The 25,835-nt window shown below is 56.2% G+C and carries 29 protein-coding genes and 1 tRNA gene; 13 read left to right on the forward strand and 17 right to left on the reverse strand.

Annotated elements, in window-relative coordinates; genetic code table 11:
• Positions 1 to 104: 104 nt before the first annotated feature.
• Both BFP93_RS13270 and BFP93_RS13275 read left to right on the forward strand, forming a co-directional pair.
• The gene (locus tag BFP93_RS13270; RefSeq protein ID WP_003189444.1) at positions 105 to 359 is read left to right on the forward strand and encodes an FAD assembly factor SdhE; all 255 of its coding nucleotides are present in this window, start codon (positions 105 to 107) and stop codon (positions 357 to 359) included.
• Positions 343 to 789: a protein YgfX gene (locus tag BFP93_RS13275; RefSeq protein ID WP_065893470.1), complete on the forward strand. Its 447-nt coding sequence runs from the start codon at positions 343 to 345 to the stop codon at positions 787 to 789. Before BFP93_RS13270 ends, BFP93_RS13275 begins: the two co-directional genes overlap by 17 nt.
• Here BFP93_RS13275 and nadB read toward each other — a convergent pair.
• Complete coding sequence (gene nadB, locus BFP93_RS13280) at positions 758 to 2,374, reverse strand: L-aspartate oxidase (RefSeq protein WP_065893471.1); 1,617 nt, start codon at positions 2,372 to 2,374, stop codon at positions 758 to 760. The two genes, BFP93_RS13275 and nadB, sit on opposite strands and share 32 nt — an antisense overlap.
• A 461-nt stretch (positions 2,375 to 2,835) precedes the next feature.
• Here nadB and rpoE point away from each other — a divergent pair, with 461 nt between their 5' ends.
• Genes rpoE through BFP93_RS13295 form a run of 3 tightly spaced genes read left to right on the forward strand, consistent with a single transcriptional unit; the run spans position 2,836 to position 5,013 of the window.
• Positions 2,836 to 3,417: an RNA polymerase sigma factor RpoE gene (rpoE, locus tag BFP93_RS13285; protein WP_003172477.1), complete on the forward strand. Its 582-nt coding sequence runs from the start codon at positions 2,836 to 2,838 to the stop codon at positions 3,415 to 3,417.
• Positions 3,418 to 3,449: 32 nt separating this feature from the next.
• Positions 3,450 to 4,037: a sigma-E factor negative regulatory protein gene (locus tag BFP93_RS13290; RefSeq protein WP_057723059.1), complete on the forward strand. Its 588-nt coding sequence runs from the start codon at positions 3,450 to 3,452 to the stop codon at positions 4,035 to 4,037.
• 16 nt (positions 4,038 to 4,053) lie between these two features.
• Positions 4,054 to 5,013 (forward strand): MucB/RseB C-terminal domain-containing protein, encoded by a 960-nt coding sequence (locus BFP93_RS13295; RefSeq protein WP_065893472.1) that lies wholly within the window; start codon positions 4,054 to 4,056, stop codon positions 5,011 to 5,013.
• A 29-nt stretch (positions 5,014 to 5,042) separates the two neighbouring features.
• On the opposite strand, the gene BFP93_RS28420 is transcribed toward BFP93_RS13295, so the two are convergent.
• The gene (locus BFP93_RS28420; RefSeq protein ID WP_122461895.1) at positions 5,043 to 5,222 is read right to left on the reverse strand and encodes a hypothetical protein; all 180 of its coding nucleotides are present in this window, start codon (positions 5,220 to 5,222) and stop codon (positions 5,043 to 5,045) included.
• Between the two features lie 25 nt (positions 5,223 to 5,247).
• On the opposite strand from BFP93_RS28420, the gene BFP93_RS13300 reads away from it, so the two are divergent.
• The gene (locus tag BFP93_RS13300; protein ID WP_065893473.1) at positions 5,248 to 6,687 is read left to right on the forward strand and encodes a DegQ family serine endoprotease; all 1,440 of its coding nucleotides are present in this window, start codon (positions 5,248 to 5,250) and stop codon (positions 6,685 to 6,687) included.
• Positions 6,688 to 6,930: 243 nt separating this feature from the next.
• On the opposite strand, the gene BFP93_RS13305 is transcribed toward BFP93_RS13300, so the two are convergent.
• The gene (locus BFP93_RS13305; protein ID WP_065886236.1) at positions 6,931 to 8,364 is read right to left on the reverse strand and encodes a M48 family metalloprotease; all 1,434 of its coding nucleotides are present in this window, start codon (positions 8,362 to 8,364) and stop codon (positions 6,931 to 6,933) included.
• A gap of 95 nt (positions 8,365 to 8,459) precedes the next feature.
• On the opposite strand from BFP93_RS13305, the gene BFP93_RS13310 reads away from it, so the two are divergent.
• Positions 8,460 to 8,699: a sulfurtransferase TusA family protein gene (locus BFP93_RS13310; RefSeq protein ID WP_065886237.1), complete on the forward strand. Its 240-nt coding sequence runs from the start codon at positions 8,460 to 8,462 to the stop codon at positions 8,697 to 8,699.
• Between the two features lie 18 nt (positions 8,700 to 8,717).
• Here BFP93_RS13310 and BFP93_RS13315 read toward each other — a convergent pair whose 3' ends face one another.
• Together BFP93_RS13315 and BFP93_RS13320 are read right to left on the reverse strand one after the other, a co-directional pair.
• Complete coding sequence (locus BFP93_RS13315; protein ID WP_065893474.1) at positions 8,718 to 9,191, reverse strand: peroxiredoxin; 474 nt, start codon at positions 9,189 to 9,191, stop codon at positions 8,718 to 8,720.
• Positions 9,192 to 9,201: 10 nt separating this feature from the next.
• Positions 9,202 to 9,762, reverse strand: coding sequence for a glycine cleavage system protein R (locus BFP93_RS13320; RefSeq protein ID WP_003189463.1), 561 nt, complete (start codon positions 9,760 to 9,762; stop codon positions 9,202 to 9,204).
• A gap of 262 nt (positions 9,763 to 10,024) precedes the next feature.
• Here BFP93_RS13320 and dapA point away from each other — a divergent pair, with 262 nt between their 5' ends.
• The 5 genes from dapA to BFP93_RS13345 all read left to right on the forward strand — a co-directional run bounded on the left by dapA (position 10,025) and on the right by BFP93_RS13345 (position 13,713).
• Complete coding sequence (gene dapA, locus BFP93_RS13325) at positions 10,025 to 10,903, forward strand: 4-hydroxy-tetrahydrodipicolinate synthase (protein ID WP_065886239.1); 879 nt, start codon at positions 10,025 to 10,027, stop codon at positions 10,901 to 10,903.
• A 17-nt stretch (positions 10,904 to 10,920) separates the two neighbouring features.
• Positions 10,921 to 12,036 (forward strand): outer membrane protein assembly factor BamC, encoded by a 1,116-nt coding sequence (gene bamC, locus BFP93_RS13330; RefSeq protein WP_065893475.1) that lies wholly within the window; start codon positions 10,921 to 10,923, stop codon positions 12,034 to 12,036.
• 4 nt (positions 12,037 to 12,040) lie between these two features.
• Positions 12,041 to 12,799 (forward strand): MBL fold metallo-hydrolase, encoded by a 759-nt coding sequence (locus tag BFP93_RS13335; RefSeq protein ID WP_065886241.1) that lies wholly within the window; start codon positions 12,041 to 12,043, stop codon positions 12,797 to 12,799.
• Positions 12,800 to 12,826: 27 nt separating this feature from the next.
• Positions 12,827 to 13,540 (forward strand): phosphoribosylaminoimidazolesuccinocarboxamide synthase, encoded by a 714-nt coding sequence (gene purC, locus BFP93_RS13340; protein WP_065893476.1) that lies wholly within the window; start codon positions 12,827 to 12,829, stop codon positions 13,538 to 13,540.
• Between the two features lie 83 nt (positions 13,541 to 13,623).
• Positions 13,624 to 13,713, forward strand: a tRNA-Ser gene (locus BFP93_RS13345).
• A gap of 95 nt (positions 13,714 to 13,808) precedes the next feature.
• Here the strand turns inward: BFP93_RS13345 and BFP93_RS13350 are convergent.
• From BFP93_RS13350 to BFP93_RS13370, 5 genes are all read right to left on the reverse strand, one after another.
• Positions 13,809 to 14,000 carry a DUF1508 domain-containing protein gene (locus BFP93_RS13350; RefSeq protein WP_065893477.1) on the reverse strand — a complete coding sequence of 64 codons (192 nt, stop codon included), beginning with the start codon at positions 13,998 to 14,000 and terminating at the stop codon, positions 13,809 to 13,811.
• Positions 14,001 to 14,136: 136 nt separating this feature from the next.
• Positions 14,137 to 14,673, reverse strand: a complete 537-nt coding sequence (locus tag BFP93_RS13355; RefSeq protein WP_141687970.1) for a hypothetical protein — start codon at positions 14,671 to 14,673, stop codon at positions 14,137 to 14,139.
• Positions 14,674 to 15,466: 793 nt separating this feature from the next.
• On the reverse strand, positions 15,467 to 16,009 hold the full coding sequence (locus tag BFP93_RS13360; RefSeq protein ID WP_065893614.1) for a recombinase family protein: 543 nt from the start codon (positions 16,007 to 16,009) through the stop codon (positions 15,467 to 15,469).
• A 133-nt stretch (positions 16,010 to 16,142) separates the two neighbouring features.
• Positions 16,143 to 16,361: a hypothetical protein gene (locus BFP93_RS13365; protein ID WP_065893479.1), complete on the reverse strand. Its 219-nt coding sequence runs from the start codon at positions 16,359 to 16,361 to the stop codon at positions 16,143 to 16,145.
• Between the two features lie 69 nt (positions 16,362 to 16,430).
• Positions 16,431 to 16,649 carry a hypothetical protein gene (locus tag BFP93_RS13370; protein ID WP_065893480.1) on the reverse strand — a complete coding sequence of 73 codons (219 nt, stop codon included), beginning with the start codon at positions 16,647 to 16,649 and terminating at the stop codon, positions 16,431 to 16,433.
• A 426-nt stretch (positions 16,650 to 17,075) separates the two neighbouring features.
• Between BFP93_RS13370 and BFP93_RS13375 the strand changes: the two genes are divergently transcribed.
• Positions 17,076 to 17,936 (forward strand): AbiJ-NTD4 domain-containing protein, encoded by an 861-nt coding sequence (locus BFP93_RS13375; RefSeq protein WP_065893481.1) that lies wholly within the window; start codon positions 17,076 to 17,078, stop codon positions 17,934 to 17,936.
• Here the strand turns inward: BFP93_RS13375 and BFP93_RS13380 are convergent, their stop codons facing one another.
• The 7 genes from BFP93_RS13380 to BFP93_RS13410 form a co-directional block, all read right to left on the reverse strand.
• Positions 17,937 to 19,154 carry a hypothetical protein gene (locus BFP93_RS13380; protein WP_141687972.1) on the reverse strand — a complete coding sequence of 406 codons (1,218 nt, stop codon included), beginning with the start codon at positions 19,152 to 19,154 and terminating at the stop codon, positions 17,937 to 17,939. It lies immediately after the preceding gene.
• 463 nt (positions 19,155 to 19,617) lie between these two features.
• On the reverse strand, positions 19,618 to 19,860 hold the full coding sequence (locus tag BFP93_RS13385; RefSeq protein WP_065893483.1) for a hypothetical protein: 243 nt from the start codon (positions 19,858 to 19,860) through the stop codon (positions 19,618 to 19,620).
• Positions 19,861 to 19,919: 59 nt separating this feature from the next.
• On the reverse strand, positions 19,920 to 22,172 hold the full coding sequence (locus BFP93_RS13390; protein ID WP_065893484.1) for a hypothetical protein: 2,253 nt from the start codon (positions 22,170 to 22,172) through the stop codon (positions 19,920 to 19,922).
• Positions 22,169 to 22,582: a hypothetical protein gene (locus BFP93_RS13395; RefSeq protein ID WP_065893485.1), complete on the reverse strand. Its 414-nt coding sequence runs from the start codon at positions 22,580 to 22,582 to the stop codon at positions 22,169 to 22,171. Before BFP93_RS13395 ends, BFP93_RS13390 begins: the two co-directional genes overlap by 4 nt.
• Positions 22,582 to 22,752 (reverse strand): hypothetical protein, encoded by a 171-nt coding sequence (locus BFP93_RS28890; protein ID WP_176717565.1) that lies wholly within the window; start codon positions 22,750 to 22,752, stop codon positions 22,582 to 22,584. The genes BFP93_RS13395 and BFP93_RS28890 overlap by 1 nt, the downstream gene beginning before the upstream one ends.
• 155 nt (positions 22,753 to 22,907) lie before the next feature.
• Positions 22,908 to 23,456 carry a hypothetical protein gene (locus tag BFP93_RS13405; protein WP_065893487.1) on the reverse strand — a complete coding sequence of 183 codons (549 nt, stop codon included), beginning with the start codon at positions 23,454 to 23,456 and terminating at the stop codon, positions 22,908 to 22,910.
• 740 nt (positions 23,457 to 24,196) lie between these two features.
• A complete protein-coding gene (locus BFP93_RS13410; protein ID WP_065893488.1) occupies positions 24,197 to 25,669 on the reverse strand; it encodes a tyrosine-type recombinase/integrase in 1,473 nt (490 codons plus the stop codon).
• Positions 25,670 to 25,835 lie beyond the last annotated feature (166 nt).

The raw sequence follows: 25,835 nt of genomic DNA on the forward strand, positions 1-25,835 counted from the left end.
AGAGGGGCGCCCGGCAAATGCATAGTTTCCATGGGGCGCGACCAAAGCCGACTGGTCCGGTGCCGTCGGGCCTGTATACTTGCGCTCTATTTGAGGAGCGCTCCATGGTCGAAGATGTAGAAATCAATCGCCTCTACTGGCACAGCCGTCGTGGCATGCTGGAATTGGACGTGTTGCTGGTGCCTTTCACCAAAGAAGTCTACGCAACGCTCAACCAAGTGGATCGCGACCTTTACGTCCGATTGCTGGAATGCGAGGACCAGGACATGTTCGGCTGGTTCATGGAGCGCGCCGAATCGGAAGATCCGGAGCTGCAGCGCATGGTTCGGATGATCCTGGACCGTGTCCAGCCCAAGTAACCGTTTTGAATGCCGCTGGCAGGCCTCACGGCTGTTGCTGGCGGCGTATCTGCTTGCCCAGCTGCTCGCGCTGGGTGCCTGCCTGGTGGTCGACCTGCCTTTTGCCTCCCTTGGCCTGCTGGTGTGCCTGGCCCACGCCGCGTGGGTGTTGCCGCGACATATCCTGCTGACTCATCGCTCGTCGATTCGCGGCCTGCGCCGCGATGAAGAGGGCTGGCAATTGTTCAGCGCCGAGCGCGGCTGGCACAGCGTGCAACTGCGGCCCGACAGCCTGGCGCTGCCGCTGGTGGTGGTGCTGCGTTATCGCGTGCAGGGTGAGCGGTGGGTGCGCTCCCTTTGTGTGCCTCGCGACTCGCAGAGCGCCGATGTGCACCGGCGCCTGCGCGTACGCTTGAAGTTCAGTCGCCGTAGGTGGCTGGCACCAGAATAGTGTCGCGGGCCTCGGGCAGCATCTGCGGGTAGTCCAGGGTGTAATGCAGGCCCCGGCTTTCCTTGCGCTCCATGGCCGAGCGAATCATCAGCTCGGCGACTTGAGCCAGGTTGCGCAGTTCGATCAGGTCGCGACTGACTTTATAGTTGCTGTAGAACTCGTCGATTTCATCCAGCAGCAAACGCACCCGGTGCTGTGCCCGTTGCAGGCGCTTGTTGGTGCGCACGATCCCCACGTAGTCCCACATGAAGCGCCGCAGCTCGTCCCAGTTGTGCGCGATGATCACGTCCTCGTCCGAATCCGTCACCTGACTGGCATCCCAGCGGGGCAGGGCGGCCGGTACCGGGATGCGCGGCAGTTGTTCAAGGATGTCCGCCGCTGCCGAGCGCGCGTACACGAAGCATTCGAGCAGCGAGTTGCTGGCCATGCGGTTGGCGCCGTGCAGGCCGGTGAAGCTGGTTTCGCCGATGGCGTACAGGCCGGGCACGTCGGTGCGGCCGTGTTGGTCGACCATCACGCCGCCGCAGGTGTAATGCGCGGCAGGCACCACCGGGATCGGGCCTTTGGTGATGTCGATGTTGAAGGTCAGGCAACGTTCATAGACGGTGGGAAAGTGCGTCTTGATGAAGGCCTCCGGTTTGTGGCTGATGTCCAGGTAGACGCAGTCGATACCCAGGCGCTTCATTTCATGGTCAATGGCGCGGGCGACGATGTCGCGCGGCGCCAGTTCGGCGCGTGGGTCGAAGCGCTGCATGAAGCGTTCGCCATTGGGCAGCTTCAAGTGCGCACCTTCGCCGCGCAAAGCCTCGGTGATCAGGAAACTCTTGGCCTGGGGGTGATACAGGCACGTGGGGTGGAACTGGTTGAATTCCAGGTTCGCCACTCGGCAGCCCGAGCGCCAGGCCATGGCGATACCGTCGCCGCAGGCGCCGTCAGGGTTGCTGGTATAGAGGTAGACCTTGGCTGCGCCGCCCGAGGCAAGGATGGTGAAGCGTGCGCCATAGGTGTCGACTTCACCGCTGGCGCGGTTCAGCACATAGGCGCCGAGGCAGCGCTCGCCGGCAAGGCCCAGGCGTTTTTCGGTAATCAGGTCGACGGCGACGCGCTGCTCCAGCAATTCGATATTGGGCCGTTGGCGGGCCTGATCGAGCAGCGTCCTGAAGATGGCGGCGCCGGTGGCGTCGGCGGCGTGGATGATGCGGCGGTGGCTGTGGCCGCCTTCACGGGTCAGGTGGAACTCGAATCCGCCGTCGTCATTGCCTGCATGCTCATCGCGCGTGAAGGGCACCCCCTGGTCGATCAACCATTGAATGGCTTCGCGGCTATGCTCGACCGTGAAGCGCACCGCGTCTTCATTGCACAGGCCGCCGCCGGCATTGAGGGTGTCTTCGACATGGGATTGGACGGTGTCGGTGTCGTCCAGCACGGCAGCAACACCGCCTTGCGCCCAGAATGTCGAACCGTTGGCCAGGTCGCCCTTGCTCAGGACGGCAATGCGCAGATGGCCGGGGAGTGTCAGTGCCAGGCTCAAGCCGGCGGCACCGCTGCCGATCACCAGGACATCGTGTTGAAACTGTTGGCTCATTGAATGGATTCCGCAAAAAGCGATCCGGAGAGGAGGCGCAAGCAGGACGCCTGGATCGGCGAATCAAAGGGGCACACAGGCCACTAGTATATAGAGGGGTGGAGCGGCACAATAGCCAGGCATTCGTGGCATTGTGAGATTACGGTGCACAGCTTCGGTTTCACAGCCAGTCAGCGAGCGGGAACTTTTTGCATAGGCCCCGACTCAATAGCAGGTTGCCCGAAAGCTGGGAAGACGTTGTGTTTATTGGCCCGTCGGGAGCATTGGACGCGTCAGAAGACCGACGACAAGATTATTCGCGCAGCCGGCGTTGCCTGAGCTGCGTTTTTCGTGTGTGCCAAATCAGTGCGTGCCGGAAACTTGCTTGAAGGGGGAGAACTTTTGCGAAAAGCCCGAGTCTATGTTTGCAAGCCTGATCGTTTAGTTATGCAAGCCTCCTTCGAGTACAACGAGGAGTGTTCATGCTAACCCAGGAAGAGGATCAGCAGCTGGTCGAGCGCGTACAACGCGGCGATAAGCGCGCATTTGATCTGCTGGTGCTGAAATATCAGCACAAAATTCTCGGGTTGATCGTGCGGTTTGTGCACGACACCCATGAAGCGCAGGACGTTGCACAGGAAGCCTTTATCAAGGCATACCGTGCACTGGGAAATTTTCGCGGTGATAGCGCGTTTTATACGTGGCTGTACCGCATCGCCATCAACACGGCGAAGAACTATCTGGTGTCTCGCGGTCGCCGCCCACCAGACAGTGATGTCAGTTCAGAAGATGCTGAATTCTATGATGGTGATCACGGCCTCAAAGATCTCGAGTCGCCGGAGCGTGCTTTGCTGCGCGACGAGATCGAGGGAACCGTTCATCGAACGATTCAGCAACTGCCAGAAGATTTGCGTACGGCGTTAACTTTACGTGAATTCGATGGTCTGAGTTACGAAGACATTGCGAGCGTCATGCAATGTCCGGTGGGGACTGTAAGGTCACGGATTTTCCGGGCCCGGGAAGCCATCGACAAAGCCTTGCAACCGTTGTTGCAGGAAAACTAAAGACAGCGGCGACAGCCAAGAGAGGAACCGCCATGAGTCGTGATGCCCTGCAGGAATCGCTGTCCGCAGTGATGGATAACGAAGCGGATGAACTGGAACTTCGTCGAGTGCTCAACGCATTTGATGATGCCCAAACCCGTGATACCTGGTCTCGTTACCAAGTCGCTCGGGCGGTGATGCACAAGGATCTTCTAATCCCTCGTCTGGATATTGCTGCGGCCGTTTCTGCCGCGTTGGCCGATGAAGCCGTTCCGGCAAAAGCTGCTCGTGGTCCATGGCGTAGCCTGGGTCGTCTGGCAGTCGCTGCTTCGGTGACCGTCGCCGTACTGGCCGGTGTTCGTCTGTACAACCAGGACGAAATCGCAGGTGCCGAGTTGGCCCAGCAGACTCAGCAGCCGGTTATGGCCGGTCCGCAGGTCAAAGGCCCGGCTGTACTGGCTGGCTACAAGGAAAGCTCTGACACCGCCGGCCCTATGGCTAACGGTGTGCTTCAAGGGCAATCCGGCTGGCAGGATCAGCGCCTACCAGGCTACCTGCGCCAACATGCACAGGAAGCAGCTGGCAAGAACGCTGAAAGTGCCCTGCCATACGCTCGCGCAGCAAGCCTGGAAAACCGCTGAACCGTTAAGGAGCCCTATGCGCGCCATACCGCTCCTTACGCTTTTGCTCAGTAGTTGGTTTGCACTACCCGCCCACGCCGATGAAGCCCAAGACTGGCTGACTCGACTTGGGCGTGCAGAGCGGCAGCAAAGCTTTCAAGGTACGTTCATCTATGAGCGTAACGGCAGTTTTTCTACCCACGACATCTGGCATCTCGTCCAGAACGGTCAGGTCCGGGAGCGTCTGTTGCAGCTCGATGGTTCTGCCCAGGAAGTGGTACGGGTAGAGGGGCATGCACAGTGCGTCAGCGGCACACTTGTGGCCGGCCTGGGCAGTCCCCGTGACGCCGCGTCATATTCGCTGGACCCACAAAAACTCAGTCAATTCTATGATCTGGCCGTAATCGGCAAATCTCGCGTGGCCGGTCGTAATGCGGTTATCGTGTCGATTACTCCGCGTGACCATGACCGCTATGGCTTCGAGCTGCACCTGGACCGTGAAACTGCATTGCCCCTCAAGTCGCTGTTGCTCAGTGAGCAAGGGCAACTGCTTGAGCGCTTTCAGTTTGTGCGATTGAACACCTCCGCGCCACCCACTGACCATGATTTGCAGCCCAGCAGCGAATGCACCCCTGTCGCGATTGACCATAGCAATGCCGTGCAAGCGCCTGCCTCGAATGCGTGGCACCTGGATTGGCTGCCAGCTGGCTTTGAGCTGACGCGGAATGCGTCGCGCAAAGACCCTCAGACAAAATCCACCATCGACAGCCTGATGTATGACGATGGGCTTGCACGTTTTTCGGTGTTTCTCGAAACCACCAACGGTGCGAGCGTGTCGCAGACGCGTACTCAGCTTGGGCCTACGGTTGCGGTATCCCGGCATTTGAATACGGTGGACGGCGAGATAATGGTGACGGTGGTGGGGGAAATCCCGATCGGCACCGCCGAGCGCGTCGCATTGTCGGTTCGCGGTGAAAAGACCGCAGCCAAACCGTGAGTCGTTAATCCGGTGTTCATCCTGATCTTTCACTCTGCCCCCATGCCGGGGTGCCTGCCGAGAGCATGAAATGTCTGGATCAGCATTTTCACTTGCAAAAAATCCTTATGTTTTTTATAGGTCAGGGCTTCTCGGCCCTGGCCTTGTTTGTTCGCGGAACAAAAAATGTCGGTCGCGGTTTTCGGCGTTTTTTGAACCCTGTCGCTCAACCCTGCTCGTCGTAACGGGAGCTGTATGTCGATACCACGTTTGAAGTCTTACCTATCCATAGTCGCCACGCTGCTGGTGCTGGGTCAGGCCGTGCCCGCGCAAGCGGTCGAACTGCCTGACTTCACCCAGCTGGTGGAGCAGGCCTCGCCTGCGGTGGTGAACATCAGTACTACGCAGAAATTGCCGGATCGCAAGGTGTCGAACCAGCAGATGCCGGACCTGGAAGGCCTGCCGCCGATGCTGCGCGAATTCTTCGAACGAGGCATGCCGCAACCCCGCGCCCCGCGCGGTGGTGGCGGTGGCCAGCGTGAAGCGCAGTCCCTGGGTTCGGGGTTCATCATTTCGCCTGACGGCTACATCCTGACCAACAACCACGTAATTGCCGATGCCGACGAGATCCTCGTGCGCCTGGCCGATCGCAGTGAGTTGAAAGCCAAGCTGGTCGGCACCGACCCACGTTCGGACGTTGCCTTGCTGAAAATCGAAGGCAAGGACCTACCGGTGCTTAAACTGGGCAAGTCCCAGGACCTGAAAGCGGGCCAGTGGGTCGTGGCAATCGGTTCGCCTTTTGGGTTTGACCACACTGTCACCCAGGGCATCGTCAGCGCCATCGGTCGCAGCCTGCCAAACGAAAACTACGTACCGTTCATCCAGACCGACGTGCCGATCAACCCGGGCAACTCCGGTGGTCCGCTGTTCAATCTGGCGGGCGAAGTGGTAGGGATCAACTCGCAGATCTACACCCGCTCCGGTGGGTTCATGGGGGTTTCTTTCGCGATTCCGATCGACGTGGCCATGGACGTCTCCAATCAGCTGAAGGCCGGTGGCAAAGTCAGCCGCGGTTGGCTGGGTGTGGTGATCCAGGAAGTGAACAAGGACCTCGCAGAGTCGTTCGGTCTCGACAAGCCTGCGGGTGCGCTGGTCGCACAGATCCAGGATGACGGCCCGGCTGCCAAAGGTGGCCTGCAGGTCGGCGACGTTATCCTGAGCATGAACGGCCAGCCGATCATCATGTCGGCCGACTTGCCGCATCTGGTAGGCGCGCTGAAAGCGGGCAGCAAAGCCAAGTTGGAAGTGATTCGGGACGGCAAGCGCCAGAACGTCGAGCTCACTGTTGGCGCAATCCCGGAAGAGGGTGCGACCCTGGATGCCCTGGGTAACGCCAAGCCGGGTGCCGAGCGCAGCAGCAATCGCCTGGGCATTGCCGTGATTGAGCTGACGCCTGAACAGAAGAAGGCCTTCGACCTCAAGAGCGGTGTGGTAATCAAGGAGGTCCAGGATGGCCCAGCCGCCTTGATCGGCCTGCAGCCGGGCGATGTGATCACCCACCTGAACAACCAGGCAATCGATAACACCAAGGAATTCACCGACATCGCCAAGGCGTTGCCGAAGAATCGTTCGGTGTCGATGCGTGTGTTGCGTCAGGGGCGTGCCAGCTTCATCACCTTCAAGCTGGCCGAGTAGTCGTCCAGCCCAATAAAAAGCCCCGCCATCGACGGATGGCGGGGCTTTTTTGTGCCCCTTTGATTGTTCCCTCGCTCCGCGTGGGAATGCATCCCGTGACGCTCTGCGTCACCATTGCGCAAGTGTCGGATCTTGCGCTGAAACCAGGACGCGGAGCGTCCCGGCTGGCATTCCCACGCAGAGCGTGGGAACGATCAAGCCCCGCCATTGAAGGATGGCGGGGCTTTTTTGTGGGCGATGGGTTTAGCTCATCATCCCTTTCACCAGGCGTTCCTGTTCGATCAACTCACGCTGGCGCGCATCGATTCGCGAGGACAGTGGGAAGTTGTTGCCGGCGCGGCGCTTGGCAAAGTCCAGTTGCTGGATGGCTTGCTGGAAATCGCCCACCAGAGCGAAGTATTCAGCGCGCGCCTGATGCAGGCCAATGATATTGCCCGACAGACCGCGCGTTTCGGCGACCTGATACCACACGTCCGGATCATCCGGGCGGGACTTGAGCAGGCCGTCCAGGGCTTTTTCCGCATCGGCGGTACGGTTTTGTTTGAGCAGCAGATCGACGCGTACCTGGTTCAGTGGATAGTTGCTGGGGTACTGGGTCAGCATGCGGTCGGTGCGTTGTTGGGCGTCCGGCATGCGATTGCTGGTGATGTCCAGCTCGATCTGCGCCAGGTTGTAGGTAATGTCGTTGGGCGCCTTGGCCAGCAGCGGCGCCAGGCTTTCCCGTGCTTCCTTAAGCTGGGTGCCCTTGATCTGGGCGATGGCCAGGCCATAACGCGCCACATCGTTTTTCGGGTTCTCATCCAGCTGTGCCTGGAAACGCTTGGCGGCCAGGCCCGGCGTGTCTTCATACTTCAGTTGCACCCGCGCGCGAATCAACTGATAGCGCAGGCTGTCTTCCTTGCCGCCAGGCTTGGCTTGTTCCGCGCGGTTGCGGGTGTCGGCAATCCGCGATTCGGTGACCGGGTGCGTCAGCAGGAATTCCGGTGGCTTGGCATCGAAACGGTACTGGCGCATCAGGCGCTCGAACATGGTGGGCATGGAGCGCGGGTCGTAGCCGGCTTTCTCCAGGTTGAGGATGCCGATACGGTCGGCTTCCTGTTCATTCTGGCGAGAGAATCGACGCTGCTCCTGGATCGCGGCGGCCTGGGAGCCGGCAATCGCGGCAATGCCCGCATCGCCGGCACCGGCTGCGGCGGCAATGATGCCACCGAGCAGGGCAGCCATCATCGGGATCTGCATGCGCGACTGCGCTTCTACGCCCCGGGCAAAGTGGCGTTGGGACAAGTGCGCCAATTCGTGGGCCAGCACCGATGCGTATTCACCTTCGGTCTGGGCATTGAGGAACAGGCCGCCATTGACCCCAACGATCCCGCCGGGTGCGGCGAAGGCGTTGAGCTGCGGGCTGTTGATCAGGATGAATTCCAGGCGCCGGTCGTTGACCTGGCTGGTTTCCACCAGCTTGTACACGCTGGTTTCGACGTAATCCTTGAGCTGTGGATCATTGAGCTGCGAGACCTGGCCGCGCAGATAGGCCAGCCATGCGCGGCCCAGTTGGTATTCCTGTTGCGGCGAGACAATGGCAGAACTGGCGTCGCCGAGTGACGGCAGCTCATCAGCGAAGGCCGGGGAGGCCAGCAGGCAGGCCAGCGTCAGCAGGGTAGGGCGCAAAAAATTCATGCACAAAGCCTTTCGACAAAGAGCTTACTGTAGCCGGACACTGAGCTTCGGACCAGATATTCTAAGCCGCTCAAATGTTTGCCTGGAGTAACACCATGATCGACGCTGTCGCCTTTGACGCCGAACTCGATGCCAGCGGCCTCAATTGCCCGTTGCCCTTGCTCAAGGCCAAGCTGGAACTCAATCGACTGGCCAGCGGTGCCGTACTCAAGGTCACCGCCACGGACGCCGGTTCCCAGCGGGACTTTCGCACCTTTGCCAGGCTGGCGGGGCATACGCTGGTCCAGGAAGAAGAGGCTGCTGGTGTGTACCGTTACTGGCTGCGCAAGGCCTGATCGCCTTGTAAGCGCCAATCAGGCCTCGTTCAGCGCCTGCGCCGCCGCCAACACCGCGTCTACGTGCCCCGGCACTTTCACGCCGCGCCATTCCTGACGCAGTACACCTTCGCTGTCGATCAGAAAGGTGCTGCGATCCACGCCCAGGTATTCCTTGCCGTAGAGCTTCTTGAGCTTGATTACATCAAACAGCTGGCACACCGCCTCGTCCTTGTCGCTGATCAACTCGAAGGGAAACGCCTGCTTGGCCTTGAAGTTCTCGTGAGACTTCACGCTGTCACGCGACACGCCGAACACCTCGGTGTTGGCGGCCTTGAACGCTGCGTACTGGTCACGAAAGCCCTGGCCTTCGGTGGTGCAGCCCGGCGTGCTGTCCTTGGGGTAGAAGTAGATCACCACTTGCTTGCCCTTGAGGGCTGCGAGGCTGAAGGTCTGGCCGCTTGTGGACTGGGCTTGGAAATCGGCTACAGGTGTGTCGATGGCTACCGGCATGAGTCCTTCCTTACATTGGGTTCTGTGGGCGCCATGGTTCGATCAGCGCGTCAAGGTTCAGGGCATCGGCGAAGTCCAGGAACTGGTCGCGCAACCAACTGATCTGCACGCCGGCCGGCAAGGTCACAGTGAAGGTGGCATTGAGCATGGTGCCGCCGGTTTGCGGCGCCTGATAGGTGTCGCAGGTCAGGTTCTCCAGTTCGACGTTGTGGTCAATGAAGAACTGGCACAGCTCGTTGACGATGTCCGAGCGATAGGCCGAGCTGACATACGCCACATAAGGCAGGGCCTGCGGGCGGTTTTCCAGGGCAGCGCTGCGCACTACATTGACGGTGAAGTCGTGCTTCTTGGCCAGGCCCGGCAGGCCGGTCTCAAGGCGCGCCAGGGCGTCCCAGCTACCGGAAATCTGCAGCACCAGAGCGCTGCACTCGCCATGGCGGGTCAGGCGCGAGGTCACCACGGCGCAGCGGTTCTCATGGCTGGCGCGGCACAGGACGTTGGTCAGCTCCATGGGGTTGGCGCCGAGGGCACTGATAACAAGGAATTGTTCGCGAACTGTGGGGGTGGACATGCAGCCTTCCTAAAGCGATGAGCGGTCGATACCGCCAGGGCGGTACCGATCAAAGGATCAAGGGTAGCGAAAAGCGTCGCCAAGGGCTAGGAGGTGGCGTTTTCATTGCGTGAACGACCTGATTCAGGCGCTGCTTTGGCCCAATGATGGCATTGCCCGTCGTTTAGTTGCGCCATAACGCATCCTCGCACGGTACTTCGCTTGTACAAGCATCTTGGCGCCAGTACCATTACGGCTCTCTTTTTCCGGCAGGAGCGGTTGCATGATTGCGGGCAGTATGGTGGCACTGGTCACACCCATGGATGCACAAGGTCATCTCGACTGGGACAGCCTGGGCAAACTGGTGGACTTCCACCTGCAAGAAGGCACCAACGCCATCGTGGCGGTCGGCACCACCGGTGAGTCGGCCACCCTCGACGTGGAAGAACACATCCAGGTGATCGAGTTCGTGGTCAAGCGGGTTGCGGGCCGTATCGCCGTGATCGCAGGTACCGGCGCCAACTCGACGCGGGAAGCGATCGAATTGACCCGCAATGCCAAGAAGGCCGGCGCAGACGCCTGCCTGCTGGTGACGCCGTACTACAACAAGCCGACCCAGGAAGGCTTGTACCAGCACTTCAAAGCCATCGCCGAAGCCGTCCAGATCCCGCAGATCCTCTATAACGTACCGGCTCGTACCGCGTGCGATATGAAGGCCGAGACCGTGATCCGCCTGTCCACCGTGCCGAACATCATCGGCATCAAGGAAGCCACGGGCGACCTGCAACGCGCCAAGGACATCCTGGCCGGCGTCAGCAGCGACTTCCTGTTGTACTCCGGTGACGACGCCACCGCCGTGGAGCTGATGCTGCTGGGCGGCAAAGGCAACATCAGCGTGACCGCCAACGTCGCCCCGCGTGCCATGAGCGACCTGTGCGCCGCCGCCATTGCCGGTGATGCCGTGACCGCCCGCGCGATTCACGAAAAGCTGATGCCGCTCAACAAGACACTGTTTACCGAATCCAACCCTATTCCCGTGAAATGGGCGCTGACTGAAATGGGCATGATGCCGGACGGTATCCGTCTGCCGCTCACCCGTCTCAGCGAAGCCTTTCACGAACCGCTGCGACAGGCCCTGCGCCAGTCCGGCGTCCTGGTTTAATTGAGGAAGCACTACGCATGAAGCGATTGGCCGGACTTTCCGCACTTGCCTTGATTATCTCCAGCACCAGTGGCTGCGGTTGGGTATGGGGCCCGGAAGGCTACTTCCGTGACCGTGGCAGCGATTACCTGGAAGCGCAAGCAACCAAACCGATGCAACTGCCGCCTGACGTGAACGTCGCCAAGCGTCTCGACCCGCTGCTGCCGATTCCGCGCAATGTCGCCGACGACACCGTCAAGGGCGAATATGTAGTGCCACGTCCGCAGCCGATCACGGCGGTGGCCGAGGCGAGCGACTACAGCCTGCAAAAGAGTGGCGACAACCGCTGGATCGTGGCTCAGCGCCCACCTGCCGAAGTCTGGCCGGTGGCGGTGCAGTTCTTCCAGGACAATGGCTTTCGCATCGACGAGCAGCGCCCGCAGACGGGTGAGTTCACCACGGCGTGGCAGCAAGGCCGTGAGTTGTCCGCCAACATGGCCCAGCGCCTGTTGGCTGGCGGTGTAGCCGCCGACAGCGAGGCCCGTGTGCGTGTGCGCATCGAGCCAGGCGTACAGCGCAACACCAGTGAAGTCTATGTGGTCAGCGCCGAGCGCCCTGCCGGCAGCACGGCCAGCGTCGATTTCACGCCGCGCTCGGTCAATACCGGTGTCGACGCCGCGCTGGTCGACGAGATGCTGGCCAGCATGAGCCGCATCTCCGAGAAGGGCGGCTCGGTTTCCTTGCTCGCCGCACGTGATTACGACACACCCAGCCGCGTCAGCCTCACCGAAGATGGCAGCGGCAACGTGGTGCTGAACCTGGGTGAGGACCTGGACCGTGCCTGGGCCAGCGTAGGTCGCGCACTGGAGCAAGGCCCTTGGCGCGTTGAGGACATCAACCGCAGCCTGGGTCTTTACTACATCAACGTGGCTGAAAAGGCCGAGAAAAAAGACGACGAGCCAGGTTTCTTCGGCAAGTTGTTCGGCAGCCAGCCGACCAAGGAAGAAGTCGAGACCCGCGCCGAGCGTTATCAGGTTCGTTTGAGCAAGGTCGGCGAGAGCGTGCAAGTCACCGTCGAGAAAAACATCAACACTGTCGCGCCAGCTGAAACAGCGCGCAAAGTATTGGGTGTGATTCAGGACAACCTGGGCTGATCCGATGCGTTTTGCTGTTCTCGGTAGCGGTAGCCAAGGGAACGGCACGCTGGTCGCCCATGACGACACGTACATATTGGTCGATTGTGGTTTCTCGTTAAGAGAAACCGAGCGGCGCCTGCTGCGCCTGGGGGTTCACCCCGCGCAGCTGAGCGCGATTCTGGTGACCCACGAACATGCCGACCACGTGCATGGCGTGGGTTTGCTGTCTCGACGCTACAATCTTCCGGTGTACCTGAGTCGTGGCACATTGCGCGGGATGCGCAAACCCATTGAACCCGCAGGTTTCCTGGCCGGTGGCGAGCAGCTGCAGATCGGTGCCCTGAGCATCAGTGTCGTCGCCGTCGCTCACGACGCCCAGGAGCCGACGCAATATGTATTCAGTGACGGTGAGCGACGCTTCGGCGTACTGACCGACCTGGGTTCCTACTGCGCCAAGGTGCTGGACGGTTACCGCGACCTCGATGCCTTGATGATCGAGTCCAACCACTGCCGAGACCTGCTGGCTCGCGGTCATTACCCCTACTTTCTCAAGCAGCGGGTGGGCGGCGAACTGGGACATTTGAACAACCATCAGGCGGCGTACCTGGTGTATGAGTTGGGCTGGCAAGACCTGCAACACCTGGTCCTGGCCCACCTGAGCAGCAAGAACAACCTGCCGACGCTTGCCCGGCAATGTTTTGTCGACACCCTCGGGTGCGACCCGGACTGGCTGCAACTGGCCGATCAAGATTCAGGGCTCGACTGGCGCCACATCGCCTAGCCCACCTCACTCAAAGCGGAGCCCATCATGGAAAAACGTGAAGAACTCTACCGCGGCAAAGCCAAGTCGGTATACAAGACCGACGACGCCAACCGCCTGATCCTGCTGTTTCGCAACGATACCTCGGCGTTCGACGGCAAGCGCATCGAACAGCTTGATCGCAAGGGCATGGTGAACAACAAGTTCAACGCCTTCATCATGCAGAAACTCGAAGAAGCCGGTGTTCCGACCCAATTCGACAAACTGCTGGGCGATAACGAATGCCTGGTCAAGAAGCTCGACATGATTCCGGTCGAATGCGTTGTGCGCAACTACGCCGCCGGCAGCCTGGTCAAGCGCCTGGGCGTGGAGGAGGGCCTCAAGCTCAACCCTTACACCTTCGAGCTGTTCCTGAAGGACGACGCCAAGGGCGACCCGTTCATCAATGAATCCCACGTCGTGGCATTTGGTTGGGGCACCGCTGAACAACTGGCACGCATGAAAGAGTTGTCCCTCAAGGTCAACGACGTGCTGAGCGAGCTGTTCGACGACGCCGGCCTCCTGCTGGTGGACTTCAAGCTCGAATTCGGCGTATTCCACGATGGCTCCATCGTCCTGGGCGACGAGTTCAGCCCGGACGGCTGCCGCCTGTGGGACAAGGACACCAAGAAGAAGATGGACAAAGACCGCTTCCGCCAGGGCCTCGGTGACGTCATCGAAGCCTACGAAGAAGTCGCCAAGCGCCTCGGCGTACCGCTTTAATCGACGCAAGCATCTGATAGCACGGAAAAAAATCGCCTTTGGGGTTTGCTTCCGTGAAACACACTGTTATGATGCGCGCCGTTGGAGAGATGCCAGAGTGGCCGAATGGGACGGATTCGAAATCCGTTGTACCTTCACCGGTACCTAGGGTTCGAATCCCTATCTCTCCGCCATTACATCTAAAGCCCCGTAAGTCTTTGATTTACGGGGCTTTTTTGTGCCTGATGATTTTCTCGTTTGCCCACTCACTTTGCCCACTCAGCAGAGGTCAATTGTCGTAGAAGACGGCAGAGAGTGAAGAGGCTTTTAGAATCTCCACCGATCTTTGGCAGTCGGCATAGGCTACGTAGCTCTCACTGCTGCGGGCAATAGCCTTACCGTTGCTGGCGTAGTAAATCCAATACCAATGGCCGGAGGCGTCTTTCTTCTGCCAGTAGCATGGATACGTGACTTGGGCCATAAAGCTATCCTTGTGTGTTGGTTGATGCCAGAGAGTAGACCTGATCGGCGGGATTTCAAGGGCGTGGTTGTTAGTCGTCAGCACCGCCGAAAGGTGATCACCTTTGATCGAAGTTCACGGCTAACCCCAGCCCCGCTCAAGATCTAGTCAAAGCTTCCAGCTCTAAAAAGTGCTCCCGCCCTAACGGGGTGAGGTCGGCATAGGTTCTGCCATAAGAACCACGGACTGGACGAATCAATCTCACGTTTGCAAGGTGGTCGAGGGCATATTGCGTTGCGATTCTGGACAAACCAGAACTTTCAATCACCTCTTCGAACCCAACCTGATAACCCTGCTGGATCGCATTCCCTACGACAAGGAATACACGGTTTTGATCATCTGTCAGAGGTGCACCATCCGTAGCCGCACCATCCACAGTCCCAACCTTCTCATACCGGCCATATACCAGCGCTGCAACGGGCACCATCAGCAGCACAATCAGAATAAGTGCGAGCATCACCGCCCAGAACGGAAGAGAAACGTCTCTCGCAAACCAACTGCCAACGTTCTGTATCCAGCTCCACAGTCCTGAAATTGCCGGACTGAAAAACGACAGGTTCAATTGAGACTCGACCATTTTCGTTATCGGCACTGCCACCACCGTACCGAGTGCCCAATACAAAACTTTCTTCACCGTCTTCACCCCTAGCCATCTGATTTGACAGATGTTACCAGAGCCCCTGCTGTAGTCGATTGTGGCGAATAGTTGCCGGAACACCTCCATCCTCCCTGATGTACCCCAGCCCATACCCTGATATCCCAAAATCCAGCCTTAGCTTGCGATCTTGCTTTTTGTTCTATTGGGCTTGAGTAACTGATAGCGTGGCGCTATCAATGGATTAACTGGCGACGGAACGTCGAAGGCGGGATAACTCGAAAGCTCACGCTTTCGGGCAAATCAAGAGCCAAAGCAAGAGCTTTGATTTGTAGAGACACGTATGTAGGTATCTGTGAACTGATCCAGACCTTGTGGTGGTGTTACCGGCGTGAAAGGTCAAGGGCATTATACCAAAATGCCACTATCGTGTCAAGCGATATTTGTTGCAAGGCTGATCTGGATGTGGTGGCGCTTCGCCTGTGTATATTACAACCGTAAATAAGTAGTTATATACAACTGCTCTAGATCAGTGCTTACAGCGCTGCTGTAGACGGATTCACCCAAGGGCTTTTTTCTGGGAAAACCCAAGCCCGCCGAAATTTTCGATGCCCATCGAGGGTGATTTGGGTGGGGCTGGGCGGAATTCCAGACAGTTGCGGGGGTCGCTTAATAACCTGCGACAGTGGGCTTGGTAAGCCGTCTTAAGATACAAATAACAGTATGACTGGGTGCCGCTGGGCTCGCTTCTGGCAGGCGATGAGCCGAGTGCTGTCAATTGGTATCAAATGCGACGGAGCCCGCTCAGGGCGGGCTCTGTGGAGCGTTACACTCAACCTTTCATTGCACGCTGAACGGTGCTCAAGCTGACACCAAGGGCCTTTGCCACCTTGCGAAAGCTCGCCCCATCCTCTGCCATTGCCTTGCGGATAGCATCATCGTCCACAGACTTAACACGTCCCTTGTAGACACCCTTCTCCTTTGCCTTGGCGATGCCCTCTGCCTGACGTTCACGAATCAACGCACGCTCGAACTGAGCAACACTGCCCAACAGGCCCAGCATTAGCTCCTGCATGGGGTTGGCTTCGCCGGTGAAGTGAAGTTGTTCCTTGTGAAACGAGACTGCCACGCCCTTACCAATGAGCCCCTTTACAAGGGCTAGCAGGTCTTCCAATGAGCGGGCTAGCCGGTCGATGCTGTGGACGTGGAGCACGTCGCCCTTACGGACATGGCGAAGCATTGCCTGTAGTTCCGGACGATCAGTGTTAGCCGCTGATACCTTGTCGGTGAACACTTCGTCCAAGGCAACGCCTTCCAACTGGCGAGCGGTGTTTTGGTCGGTGGATGAAACTCGAATGTAGCCGATACCCGCCATTGCTCTCCCCTCTGTATTCATTTAACTCTAGAGGTTTGAGTATGATCGTGTTCATTAACAAAAACAAACCCTATTGAATACGATCCTTGTATTCACCGGCAAGCGGTCTCAAGGGTATACCCATTTGAATACATCAGTGACCGCGTAGAGCCGTAATGCCATCCGCGATGGCGCTGGCATTCCTGTCGAGCGCTTCAAGCGCCTCCACTGCTTGAGAATGTGCATCACCTCCACCTTGAGACTTTACCCAAACGCCGAGCTCTTCAATCGAAGCGGCAGTCGCTAACTGATTTTCCCAGAGCAGCGTCAGCAGGTCGGCAACGAGGATAACGGGGTCTGATTTGGCAGGCATGGCAGGTCATCCTTTGATAGAGAGGTGCAGCCGTTGTTGATCAGGCGCTGGCTGCATGGGCTGAAGGGATTAGGCGCTGGCGTTCAACCGCTCCGAGTACTGGCGCCCGTGGAAGGTGATTTCGATCTTCATAAAGCTCCAGCCATCGTCTGCACTGCTGTCCAAGGCAGTGACGTAGCCAGCCTCCTTAAGCTCCTTGATAGTGGCGTAGCTGGGCGTGGAGGTTTCATTGACCGCCTTGACTTCATTGGCGGCGATTGCATTGAGAGCGTCTTTGTATCTCTGCATGGTTGGTATGCCTTTCTCTGTGTGTGAGCCTAGAGAATACCATTTTTTCAACAAGCCATCAGAAAGTACTTGACCATCGATACGCATTCGTGCATTGACACATGCGTCAACCCCGAATACCACACCAGAAGTGTGAAATGCGCCGTCAGGCACGGAAAACCACCCCGGAGCGGATTGAAACAACGCATTCGCAGAACTTTGGTTAGCACCATGAGCCACAAGCCACGGAAATACTGGGCTACAGACGTGCTACAAGGCCCATGCTTTAGGTGGTGAGTGCCGAGAGACGCAGGTATTGCGTAGGTTTCGCCGGGGTTTCAGCAAACGTTTCCAAAGGGGTATGCCCCTACATCGCCACCATGGATAATGGTTTTAGAAAGGATGCATTCAATGGAGCATTCCTGAACAGGTACGAGCGAGGTGGTAATGGATTTCTCACAGCGTATGGGGCTGCTTCCTGCGTCAAAAGTCATTCAAGAGTCAAGAATGGATGACGACTTAAAGATATCACTCTGGAACATTCTGACTCAGCACTGCTGGAGATGGTACGAATCTCCATATTCTGGATCTTATAACCCGGTCGCAGGTTCAAATCTAGAAGTAGTGGCTGTGATGCTCTATTCGAAATACTACAAGCGCCCTACGGATAGCATTCCAGAATTGTGGCCGGATTTTTTGGACGTCGTTAGAGCAAACTATTTCAATAGCAACTGGCATCGAATTTACTCACTCATCGAATTTATGGGGGAGCATTGCATATCTAAAAGAATTGGCGGCCCTGATGCCTATACAAAGTACTTTGATGCTTGCAACGAAGTCTTTGAGCTTGAAAACTCAGCATATCGTTTTGTCAGTGGGAAAATCACTCCAATAACATCACCTGAAGAGATTGACGAGATAGAGCGCGCGATAGCCAGCTCTGACCAATACGCAGGCGTCAGAACTCACCTCCAGACATCCCTTGGCTTTCTGACAGACAAACAAAATCCGGACTATAGGAATTCGATTAAAGAAAGCATCAGCGCTGTTGAGTCGCTGGCGAAGAAACTTGTAGGGGATGAAAAAGCCACTCTAGGCCAGGCACTTAAGGTCTTGGAAAAGCATCACCATCTTCACTCAAGCCTCAAAAATGCTTTCTCCGCACTCTATGGTTACACCAATGATGCCAGTGGCATTCGTCACTCCTTGATGGATAACGAATCAGCACTTACCCAAGCAGACGCTAGATTCATGCTTATCTGCTGTTCAGCGTTCATCAACTTCGCCATCGACAGCACGAAAGGTTAATCACTCCCACGGCAGAGGGTCCGCCTCATACGTTGCCGTATTGACCTGTAGCACTGGTAGTGACATGTCATCCATCTGCTCATCTAGCTCATCCAGCTCATCAGCGAACGAGCGGAATGTCTTGAGGACTACCACAGCGGGACTGGAGGCTTGCTTGGGCTTCACATTGAACACAATGGGCTTGTATGCCGGGATACGTTCGCCGTGATCCATGACACTCGTGTGGCGGGCAATGTATTCATTTAGGACGTTCTGGATGGCTTCGACAGGCTGGCCGTGTAACACATCAAATACTGCCTGCTGTTCTCGGGTGTTGAGGTTGATCCGACTCAAGTGCTGTGATGTAAACGGGGCCGCACGCTTGCGAAGGATGTTCACGACAACGGCTAATTCTGGCCGGTATGTGGAATGGCGCTCAAGCTCAAGCAGGAACACGTCAGAGGCTGTGTAGGTGGTGGTCTTCACCACGAAAGACCCTTTTCCCTCTTTGCCTTCCAATGTTGCCTTGAGAGCCCTCAGGGCTTGGGTGGTCATGCCATCGAGACTGTCGAGGTAATCGCGCTGCTCTGGAACAACTGGGTCTAGGTGATCCTGTAGCCAAGCTGTAAGGGCATGGCGCTGGGTTGACTGGATCTTGGCAACCTTCACTAGTTCGGCCACTACATCAGGCCCAAGGAAAGCGATGATGCGTTCTACGATTTGCTTGCGTGGCGCTCCTTTGGCTACAGCGTGCTTGGATACCAAGGCGCTACGACTGATGCTCAGGCCATGGCCGTAGTATTTTGTACCGTGGGCGCGGTTGAGGTGAGTCGGCGCCACTACAAGGTTTTCAGCGTGGTACAAACCGATGGAGTCGCGGCCCTTGGATGGACAGATGTGGGAGATTTCAAAGTCTCGGGTTTGGCCGTATTGGTTGGCCCTGAGCTTGAGCTTGTACACATCGTGCAGCGCTACCAGAGAATAAACTGTATGGCTGGATAGGATTTGCAGGGTTCCCGCACGTTCGCATTCGTAGGCCAAGTGGTATAGGAATGCAGAGTTGGTTGCTTTGGCAAGGCGTGCAGTTCGTCTCTTGGTGGAGGCGGCGAGCTGTTTGCACTGGCGGGAGCAGTAGATGGCTGTAGCGCTCTTTGTACGGAATCGTTGTTTACATTCAGGGCATGTCGGGCGGCGGTAAACTGCCTTAGTGGTGGTCTTGCTCGGTGCTGCTGTTGTCACTAGTGCTGACTCCTACTTGGGTCGTCGAGGTATTGGTTTGGTTATCTGATTGGTACGTGATACGGCATGCCCCGGAACAAAAGGGCATTGGCTTGGAAACGGTGAAAGCTCGCCCGCAGGCGCGACATGTGCATACTTTGCTCATGGGTGAATCACTCTTGAGAGGTTGAATGTTGTGTGCTCTCGCACACTGGTTATGTCCACTAAAAAGTGGCTACAGCCCTTGTAATACGTGGCTTGTGGGGCGTAATGACGGAATCATTTCATTACTAGCGATGGGTGGAGTTTGTTAGTCATGCCGAGAATGCCTGTAACGCAGTATCGAGGTCTCGCTCAAGCGTCACTAACCAAACTGTGGCGCCCCTGTCATCAAGGGCGACATGCCGATACACGGGCCTATGGAGCCTTTGTGACAATTCATAGGTAGCGCGCATTGCGTCGGAGGCGCCGTAGTAGATTTGATTCATTGGTCGTTAGCCCTCGGAAGTGGTTTAACCCGATAATCGATATACACCTCTAAATGCGTTTGGGCCTCCGGGCATCCCGCCAAGATGCAATCTAATACCATTGACGGAATGGGCGGGAAGGCGTTGATTACCTCTTGGCCGTAAACTTCAACGGCGTAGAGTCTGCACGCCTCGTGTATGTCGTTGGCTTGGGCGATGTCGTTGTATTTCATGCGCTTGATCAGTATTAGGTCGGGCATAACGCCTCCTTGGTCTTACTGGGATGGATTAAGGAAAGCCCGTTGTAACGGGCTAGGAATTACTGCACTTCCTTAGGTAGGTAGGTTTGGAGCGTCTTTTGAATCTCTTCGCGAACTTGCCCACTTACAGCGGCACCAATAGCCTCTGGGGAGGCATCTGTTTTTGCGTTGATGGTCACTTCAATATGCACGGGAGCGTCAATATTGGTGGTATTGGTAACAGCACCACTTTTATTCGGCTGATCATCTGAAACCATGTAGCCGCTACTTCCCGGTGTAGCACGCGAAGCGTTTGCAACTGCCTGAGCTGCAACTTTAGCAACTGCATTGTTTGGGTCGGACTGGCTCAACAGGTCCTCAAGATGTTTGCCGAAGTCTGGCAATGCACGAGTATTCAGCCCAGACGTATCAAGAGCCTGCGGGCGAATATCCCAAGGCGCTTGATCACTGAAACCAACTTGATCCCAGCGTTTGCGGTTATCGTTGGCAACTTGCTGCAAATCCTCGCCAACCCCAAGGAGGCGCCACAACTTCGACACAGGATCATTTACGTCGGCGTCGAGTTGCTGCTGAACTGTACGAGAGCTTCCACTCTTACCGTTGATATCGAATGGGCTGATTCCAGCGCCTTCAATCATGTATGCAGCTCCAACCTCCTCTGCTTTCTGCTGTGGAGTCTTAACAGTGTCATCGGCGTTCTTACCAGCCATCATTCTGAGTATGCCCGTTTGAAGCTGGACGAGCGCAGTATCGAAGTCACGGAATGCAGCTTGTAGGCCCGTTGTAGAAGCGATTAGCTGACGCTCAGCTTCAAGACGTTCGCCCAGTGCTGAAATTAACGCTGGACTTTCGTTAACACCTGCACCACGCAAGTATTCATCGTTTGATACACGCGCCTGCTCTGCATCCAAACTTGATTTGTGTCGTTTTAGAATTTCCGCACTGTGATCTACTGCATAGGCGTTACCAGCATCAAGAGCACGAGGTGTAATCTCTCCCGACTTCTGTTTCGCCAGCATAAAGCCAGAGGCGCCTTCGTCTTTACCTTTGTAGCCGAGATAACGAGCAGCACCGATATCAACTAGCCCAGCGAGACGAGCGCCAAGCGCAACATGGATCGGCTTGAAGTCGTCGCCTTGGGCCTTACCCTTGGCTAGAACTTGCCCATACTGCAAATTTAGAGATTCTTGTTGTACGGTGCTCAAATTCCCCGCTCTGTAAAGTGCAGCCCTATCACGCATAACCTTGATAGCTTCATCAGGGGTGTAACCCTTTTGCATCAAGCCCTGAACGCCATTCGAGTATGTACGGCTAGTTTCCAGATTTATCGTCTGCCCGAATTCCTGATACGTTTCAATGAACGCCTTCTTAAACTTCGCACGAACAGCAGCATCTTCCGACGACGAATCCAAAGCGTTATGAAACTGTTGGGCGTCACTAGCAACTTCTTGGCGCTGTTTAATTCGCTCACCCAAGTATCCAGCCGCCTCTGTCAAAGCGTACAAGGCTGCTCCAGCAGCGCCAAGGCCGACGGTGAGTCCACCCAACCCGCTGCTCTCTGGACGGTCCTGACGTGCCTTCCAAGCCGCAAAACGCTCTTGGGCCATACTGTAACGTCCTGCTGTCTGTTCACCTCTAACGGAGGCTCTAGCCTCACGGGCGGCGCTGGCAAGTTTGGATGCCTGATGGCGCTCAGCCAATCGAACTCCACGCTCTCTAGCGGCAAGTAAACTAGTCTCGGCACGTTGCAGCTTGCTCTGATGTAGCGCCGCCTGTTGTTGTAGTTGAACTGTTCTCTCTTGGCGGCGAAGCAAAACATCTTGAAGGCGTGCTTCTCGAATCTTAGACTGTTCAGCCGTGGCCTGTAGCTTCGCCCTACCAAGATCGACTTTAAGGGCTTCTTGTTCGGCCTTGTGTTGTTTGCTTGCAAGTACAGCGGCGGTTACTTGTTGCTTGAGCGCTGCACTTTGCAGAAACGACTCTTCACGTTTCCCAGCGGAAGTTAGCTTTTGTTCGGCAAGCTGAGCCCTAAACTGTGATTGCCGCAGTCGAGCCAACTTCCCCTCAGTGGCGAGTTGCTTGGCGAGAGACTTTTCAACTGCTGTATTCGCCGCTGAACTGGCATCACGCTTGGCTGAAATTCCCAACTTTCGATCAAGCTTCTTGTTCAAGTCGTCCGCTGTTCTCATTACGCCCAACATAGATGCCTGAACTCGTTTAAGCATCTGCTCGAACGCAAGGAGCGGACCTGTCTTCACATCAAACTGGAGGACACCTGTTAGGCGTGCAATCTCTTCATTGTGAGCGGTCATTGGCTACTACCTCCAAACGAGTGTTTAACCAATGTTGGTGAGTAGCTCCAAAGGAGTTGGTCAAGGGCCGTTTGAAAGGTGAGATGACCAATGCCCTCATAAACAACTTCGCCTGCTGAGAAGAATTCTTTTTGAACCCCGGCCAGCAGGAATAACTTCGCGTGTGCAACCACTGGACGAGAGCCCGCGATAGCAACAACTGCACTTCCATCAGCACAACGAAACCACACAAGCTTATAGGCTTGTTGGCCGTAGATCCGTTTGACGGTTTGTTTGAAGTTCTCCAAAGCATGGGGAACGTTTATAGCGCCTTCGGAGGGGTTTAGTCTGAAAATGATTCTACGTGCAGCGGGTTGTTCTACTAGTTTGGCGATACGAGTCGCCAAGATGTTTGTTGCGCGTCTTGTCATCAATCTTCCTCTTGGGTAATGAACACCCACGAACCAACTGGAATACCATGCTGGCTAACGGGCAGTGTGAAGCTTCGGGACATCAGCTCTGGATGTTGAGTATTGAATTCGCGAAGTGCTTTGAAAATTACTGACTCGGCATAGTCATTCGACGACATGATAACAATCATGCCTGAAATCTCCTGTAGAGCCTCTGGGGCGCTTTTAGTTATAGAGTGTTGCACTTGTGTCTCCACAGCCTTAATTGTTGCCACGGGCGCTTGTAGGGGCTCCTTTAGTTTGCGCGGGGCGTACTTGGTCAATAGCAGTTGAGTAAGGCCGTCCATTAACGCTTGCCTCGGGCTGGAGCGGTCTTCGCTGCTTCTGTTGCCGGTTGTGGTGTGTAAGTCGCACGAACTTCGGCCTCAATCTCTGCACGGCGTTTAGCTGCTGCTTCTGTAAGTTCTCGCTCTTGGCGACGTACCTCAATATTGATTTGGGCTTGTACTTCCGACTCTATGAACGCTGCGTTGTGGGCTTCAATCTCCGCTTTGTAATCGTCTTCAACCTTTTGCAGGATTGCCGCAAGCGTTGGTTTGATTTGGGATTCTGGCCGGTTCATATAAATCTCAAAAGCGGTTGTACCCACTGAAACAGTGCCAACAGGAGTAAGCGTGTACCCCTCAGTGATCTTTTGAATGTAAACAGGAATCAGGTCCTCGGCGTAAGGGACTAGAATCGCTTCAATGCCACCAGCGACATAGCCACCAATACTCCGACCTGTTACTGGGTCAATACTTGCGTGGTGATCAACTCCAGCCTTACGGCCACGGAATTGTTTTTCTGCTGCTGCCTTGCGGGCTTGTAGCTCTCTTTGGTCAACTTGTTTTAACACGGTGATTCTCCTGTAATTTGAATTGGTTTGTCTGAATGGATTAGTTCGATCAGTTCCGGCGTCAACTCCTGCCGAACTATCGCTTCAAGTTGGTCAAGGGTCAGTTCTGGGGCGCAGTCTTCAAAGACGACTGATAGCCTGCCGATAACGACTGTTTTAGTTGTGGAGCGCTTTGCACGCCCGTGAAGTGTTCTGCAAGAGTCACTACAGAACGTTGCTCGACTTGTCTTTGCTGGGAATAGAATATTGCAATGACGGCACGGTCTTTGGATTACGGCCAAGTGCGGCCTCCTGTATAGGTGATGTATTTATTTGGCGGAATGTTTCGGAAGTTGCGTTACTGGGGGCTAGCCGAAAAGAAAGGCATGAAGCTAGAGGGAACTTCATGCCTCAAGGGGCTTTGTGAGCCGATACTCGGTTTCAGTGCTGTGAAGAAGTTGTGCCCATTTTCGATAGTCAAGGGCGTGACCGACTAGAGTCCTCACCCTAGTCTAACAAGTTGTGGCCGACGACTTGCTGGCGTCAGGAGTCGGATGGATCATCCGGGCCGGGTGAAGCTAGGAGAAACGAGGGGGGGTATTGCAGAAGGAGGCGCGAGAGAATCTTTCTCTACTTATCTGACTAAGTTTACCACGCAAAACGTGATTCTGTCAAGCAGTATTTCACTTTTTGGCACGATTACTGCATAAATTTGCAGTGTCGCCTCACATGAGTTGTTGGATTTGTGGTAGGGATGCCGTCTAAAAGGAGTACGTCAGTACCTTTAAGGCTGCAAGCTTTTGAGCAGGGCTAGCGCCTTCATCGTAAACGTCGAACGTCACCAATCCAGTCTCATGGCCGACGATGTTTGCCACTGTTGGGCCAGGAACACCCCCACGGAGTAACAGAGTGACAACCATGGCGCGAACACTGTGAAACACATGCTGTTTGCCATATCCCTGCGCAGTCTTCAATCGACCAAACGCTTTGCTGAGCGAGTCGCTACGGATACCGTACTTGTTGCCGCCTGAACTCGGCAGCAGGTAGCCATCTGTGCTTTCAGCAATGAGACGTTCGACAGTTGCCAGCAGTGCAGGGTGGATAGGTATTTCCCGGATGCCAGCGACGGTCTTGCTGTCCTCAATTTTGAAGCTTTGGACGCCCTCAACTTTGACTACAGATTCTTTGCGGAGCTGGGCGATTTCCTCGACACGGCAGCCGGTATGGGCGCCCAGCGCGATCAGATCGCACAGAGCCTGATTGCCGCCTTCCTTAGCCACACGAAACAGTTGTTCGATCTGCTCTGGGGCGAACGCCTTACGAGCTGCATCCGCCTTAGCCTTGCCACGTACCCTTGGGAGTTCTTGCCCGGAAAATGGGTTGTCCTGCCCTTGGTAGGCGTTCTGCCAAGGGATGTCGTGTTTGAGCGCCCAGCGCCAAAACGTGGAGCCAGCGAGCAGGTATTGCGTCTTGGTCTTGCTCGAAAGTCCCAGCGTGTCCAGCCAAGTAGCAATGGTTTTGCGGTTGAGGGGTTGGCTTTCGTCACGGAGGTAGGTGGACAGCTTTTTCAGTTTGCTTTCTTGCTGGTCTATGGTCTTGGCGGCAATGCCATCTTTCACTCGGTAGGCCCGGAACAGTTCAAGGCGGTGAGTTGTGAAGGGCGACACCGGTTTGTAGGTCGACGGTGATTGCACAATATCGCGTGCTTCTGCCAGTTCAGGCTGGGATAAGCCGTAACGGTGCCCAGCGCTGAGAAGCAAAGTATCTTGGGCAAGCAAAGCAGAGCGCTGCACGCCGTCTAGTAGTGTTATCGGTGGGATCTCAAAAGCGTCCCGCGTTCGCTCTGTAAGCCCGGTAGGGTCTTGAGAACGGTGAGCGAGTTCGACCGATCGGATAAGCATCCCAGAAACTTTAGCGTCTAAAGGTTCCGGTGAGTGTTTCACGGCGTTCAAGAGGCTAGCGTCAGTCCTTGCCTCTAGGGTTAGTCCTTGGTCTGCTAGCTCAGGGCGCCAGAGGTCACGACTAGCCGTCTTACCGTCTTTGGCTGCCTGAATCTCTTGCTTCCAGCGTGCGAGGATAGGCAAGCGTCTATCCATGGCCTCTGCCTTGTTGCTCGTGCCCGTGGTCTTCACCAGCTTAGAGCGCCCGCCAAACGCATGACGCACAGATGGCGGCAAAATTATACGGACGTACCAAACGGATTCGCCGGGCTTCTGAAACAGGTGGGTAGCCATTGATATTTTCTCATGGCTTGCCCACTCACTTTGCCCACTATTGAGCCTAAAAGCCACTGAATACGGTGTTTAAAGGGCTGTAGGGATGAAATAATAGAGTCCCTATCTCTCCGCCATTACATGAAAAAGCCCCGTAGCTGCATAAGCTACGGGGCTTTTCCGTTTG

It is taken from the genome of Pseudomonas sp. 44 R 15 (assembly GCF_900004965.1).
Classification (GTDB): domain Bacteria; phylum Pseudomonadota; class Gammaproteobacteria; order Pseudomonadales; family Pseudomonadaceae; genus Aquipseudomonas; species Aquipseudomonas orientalis_A.

Coding starts and splice junctions, on each gene's coding strand:
- BFP93_RS13270 (WP_003189444.1), top strand. CDS start 105: ATGGTCGAAGATGTAGAAATCAATCGCCTCTACTGGCACAGCCGTCGT.
- nadB (WP_065893471.1), bottom strand. CDS start 2,374: ATGAGCCAACAGTTTCAACACGATGTCCTGGTGATCGGCAGCGGTGCC.
- rpoE (WP_003172477.1), top strand. CDS start 2,836: ATGCTAACCCAGGAAGAGGATCAGCAGCTGGTCGAGCGCGTACAACGC.
- BFP93_RS13290 (WP_057723059.1), top strand. CDS start 3,450: ATGAGTCGTGATGCCCTGCAGGAATCGCTGTCCGCAGTGATGGATAAC.
- BFP93_RS13295 (WP_065893472.1), top strand. CDS start 4,054: ATGCGCGCCATACCGCTCCTTACGCTTTTGCTCAGTAGTTGGTTTGCA.
- BFP93_RS13300 (WP_065893473.1), top strand. CDS start 5,248: ATGTCGATACCACGTTTGAAGTCTTACCTATCCATAGTCGCCACGCTG.
- BFP93_RS13305 (WP_065886236.1), bottom strand. CDS start 8,364: ATGAATTTTTTGCGCCCTACCCTGCTGACGCTGGCCTGCCTGCTGGCC.
- BFP93_RS13310 (WP_065886237.1), top strand. CDS start 8,460: ATGATCGACGCTGTCGCCTTTGACGCCGAACTCGATGCCAGCGGCCTC.
- BFP93_RS13315 (WP_065893474.1), bottom strand. CDS start 9,191: ATGCCGGTAGCCATCGACACACCTGTAGCCGATTTCCAAGCCCAGTCC.
- BFP93_RS13320 (WP_003189463.1), bottom strand. CDS start 9,762: ATGTCCACCCCCACAGTTCGCGAACAATTCCTTGTTATCAGTGCCCTC.
- dapA (WP_065886239.1), top strand. CDS start 10,025: ATGATTGCGGGCAGTATGGTGGCACTGGTCACACCCATGGATGCACAA.
- bamC (WP_065893475.1), top strand. CDS start 10,921: ATGAAGCGATTGGCCGGACTTTCCGCACTTGCCTTGATTATCTCCAGC.
- BFP93_RS13335 (WP_065886241.1), top strand. CDS start 12,041: ATGCGTTTTGCTGTTCTCGGTAGCGGTAGCCAAGGGAACGGCACGCTG.
- purC (WP_065893476.1), top strand. CDS start 12,827: ATGGAAAAACGTGAAGAACTCTACCGCGGCAAAGCCAAGTCGGTATAC.
- BFP93_RS13350 (WP_065893477.1), bottom strand. CDS start 14,000: ATGGCCCAAGTCACGTATCCATGCTACTGGCAGAAGAAAGACGCCTCC.
- BFP93_RS13360 (WP_065893614.1), bottom strand. CDS start 16,009: ATGGCGGGTATCGGCTACATTCGAGTTTCATCCACCGACCAAAACACC.
- BFP93_RS13365 (WP_065893479.1), bottom strand. CDS start 16,361: ATGCCTGCCAAATCAGACCCCGTTATCCTCGTTGCCGACCTGCTGACG.
- BFP93_RS13370 (WP_065893480.1), bottom strand. CDS start 16,649: ATGCAGAGATACAAAGACGCTCTCAATGCAATCGCCGCCAATGAAGTC.
- BFP93_RS13375 (WP_065893481.1), top strand. CDS start 17,076: ATGGATTTCTCACAGCGTATGGGGCTGCTTCCTGCGTCAAAAGTCATT.
- BFP93_RS13385 (WP_065893483.1), bottom strand. CDS start 19,860: ATGCCCGACCTAATACTGATCAAGCGCATGAAATACAACGACATCGCC.
- BFP93_RS13390 (WP_065893484.1), bottom strand. CDS start 22,172: ATGACCGCTCACAATGAAGAGATTGCACGCCTAACAGGTGTCCTCCAG.
- BFP93_RS13395 (WP_065893485.1), bottom strand. CDS start 22,582: ATGACAAGACGCGCAACAAACATCTTGGCGACTCGTATCGCCAAACTA.
- BFP93_RS28890 (WP_176717565.1), bottom strand. CDS start 22,752: ATGATTGTTATCATGTCGTCGAATGACTATGCCGAGTCAGTAATTTTC.
- BFP93_RS13410 (WP_065893488.1), bottom strand. CDS start 25,669: ATGGCTACCCACCTGTTTCAGAAGCCCGGCGAATCCGTTTGGTACGTC.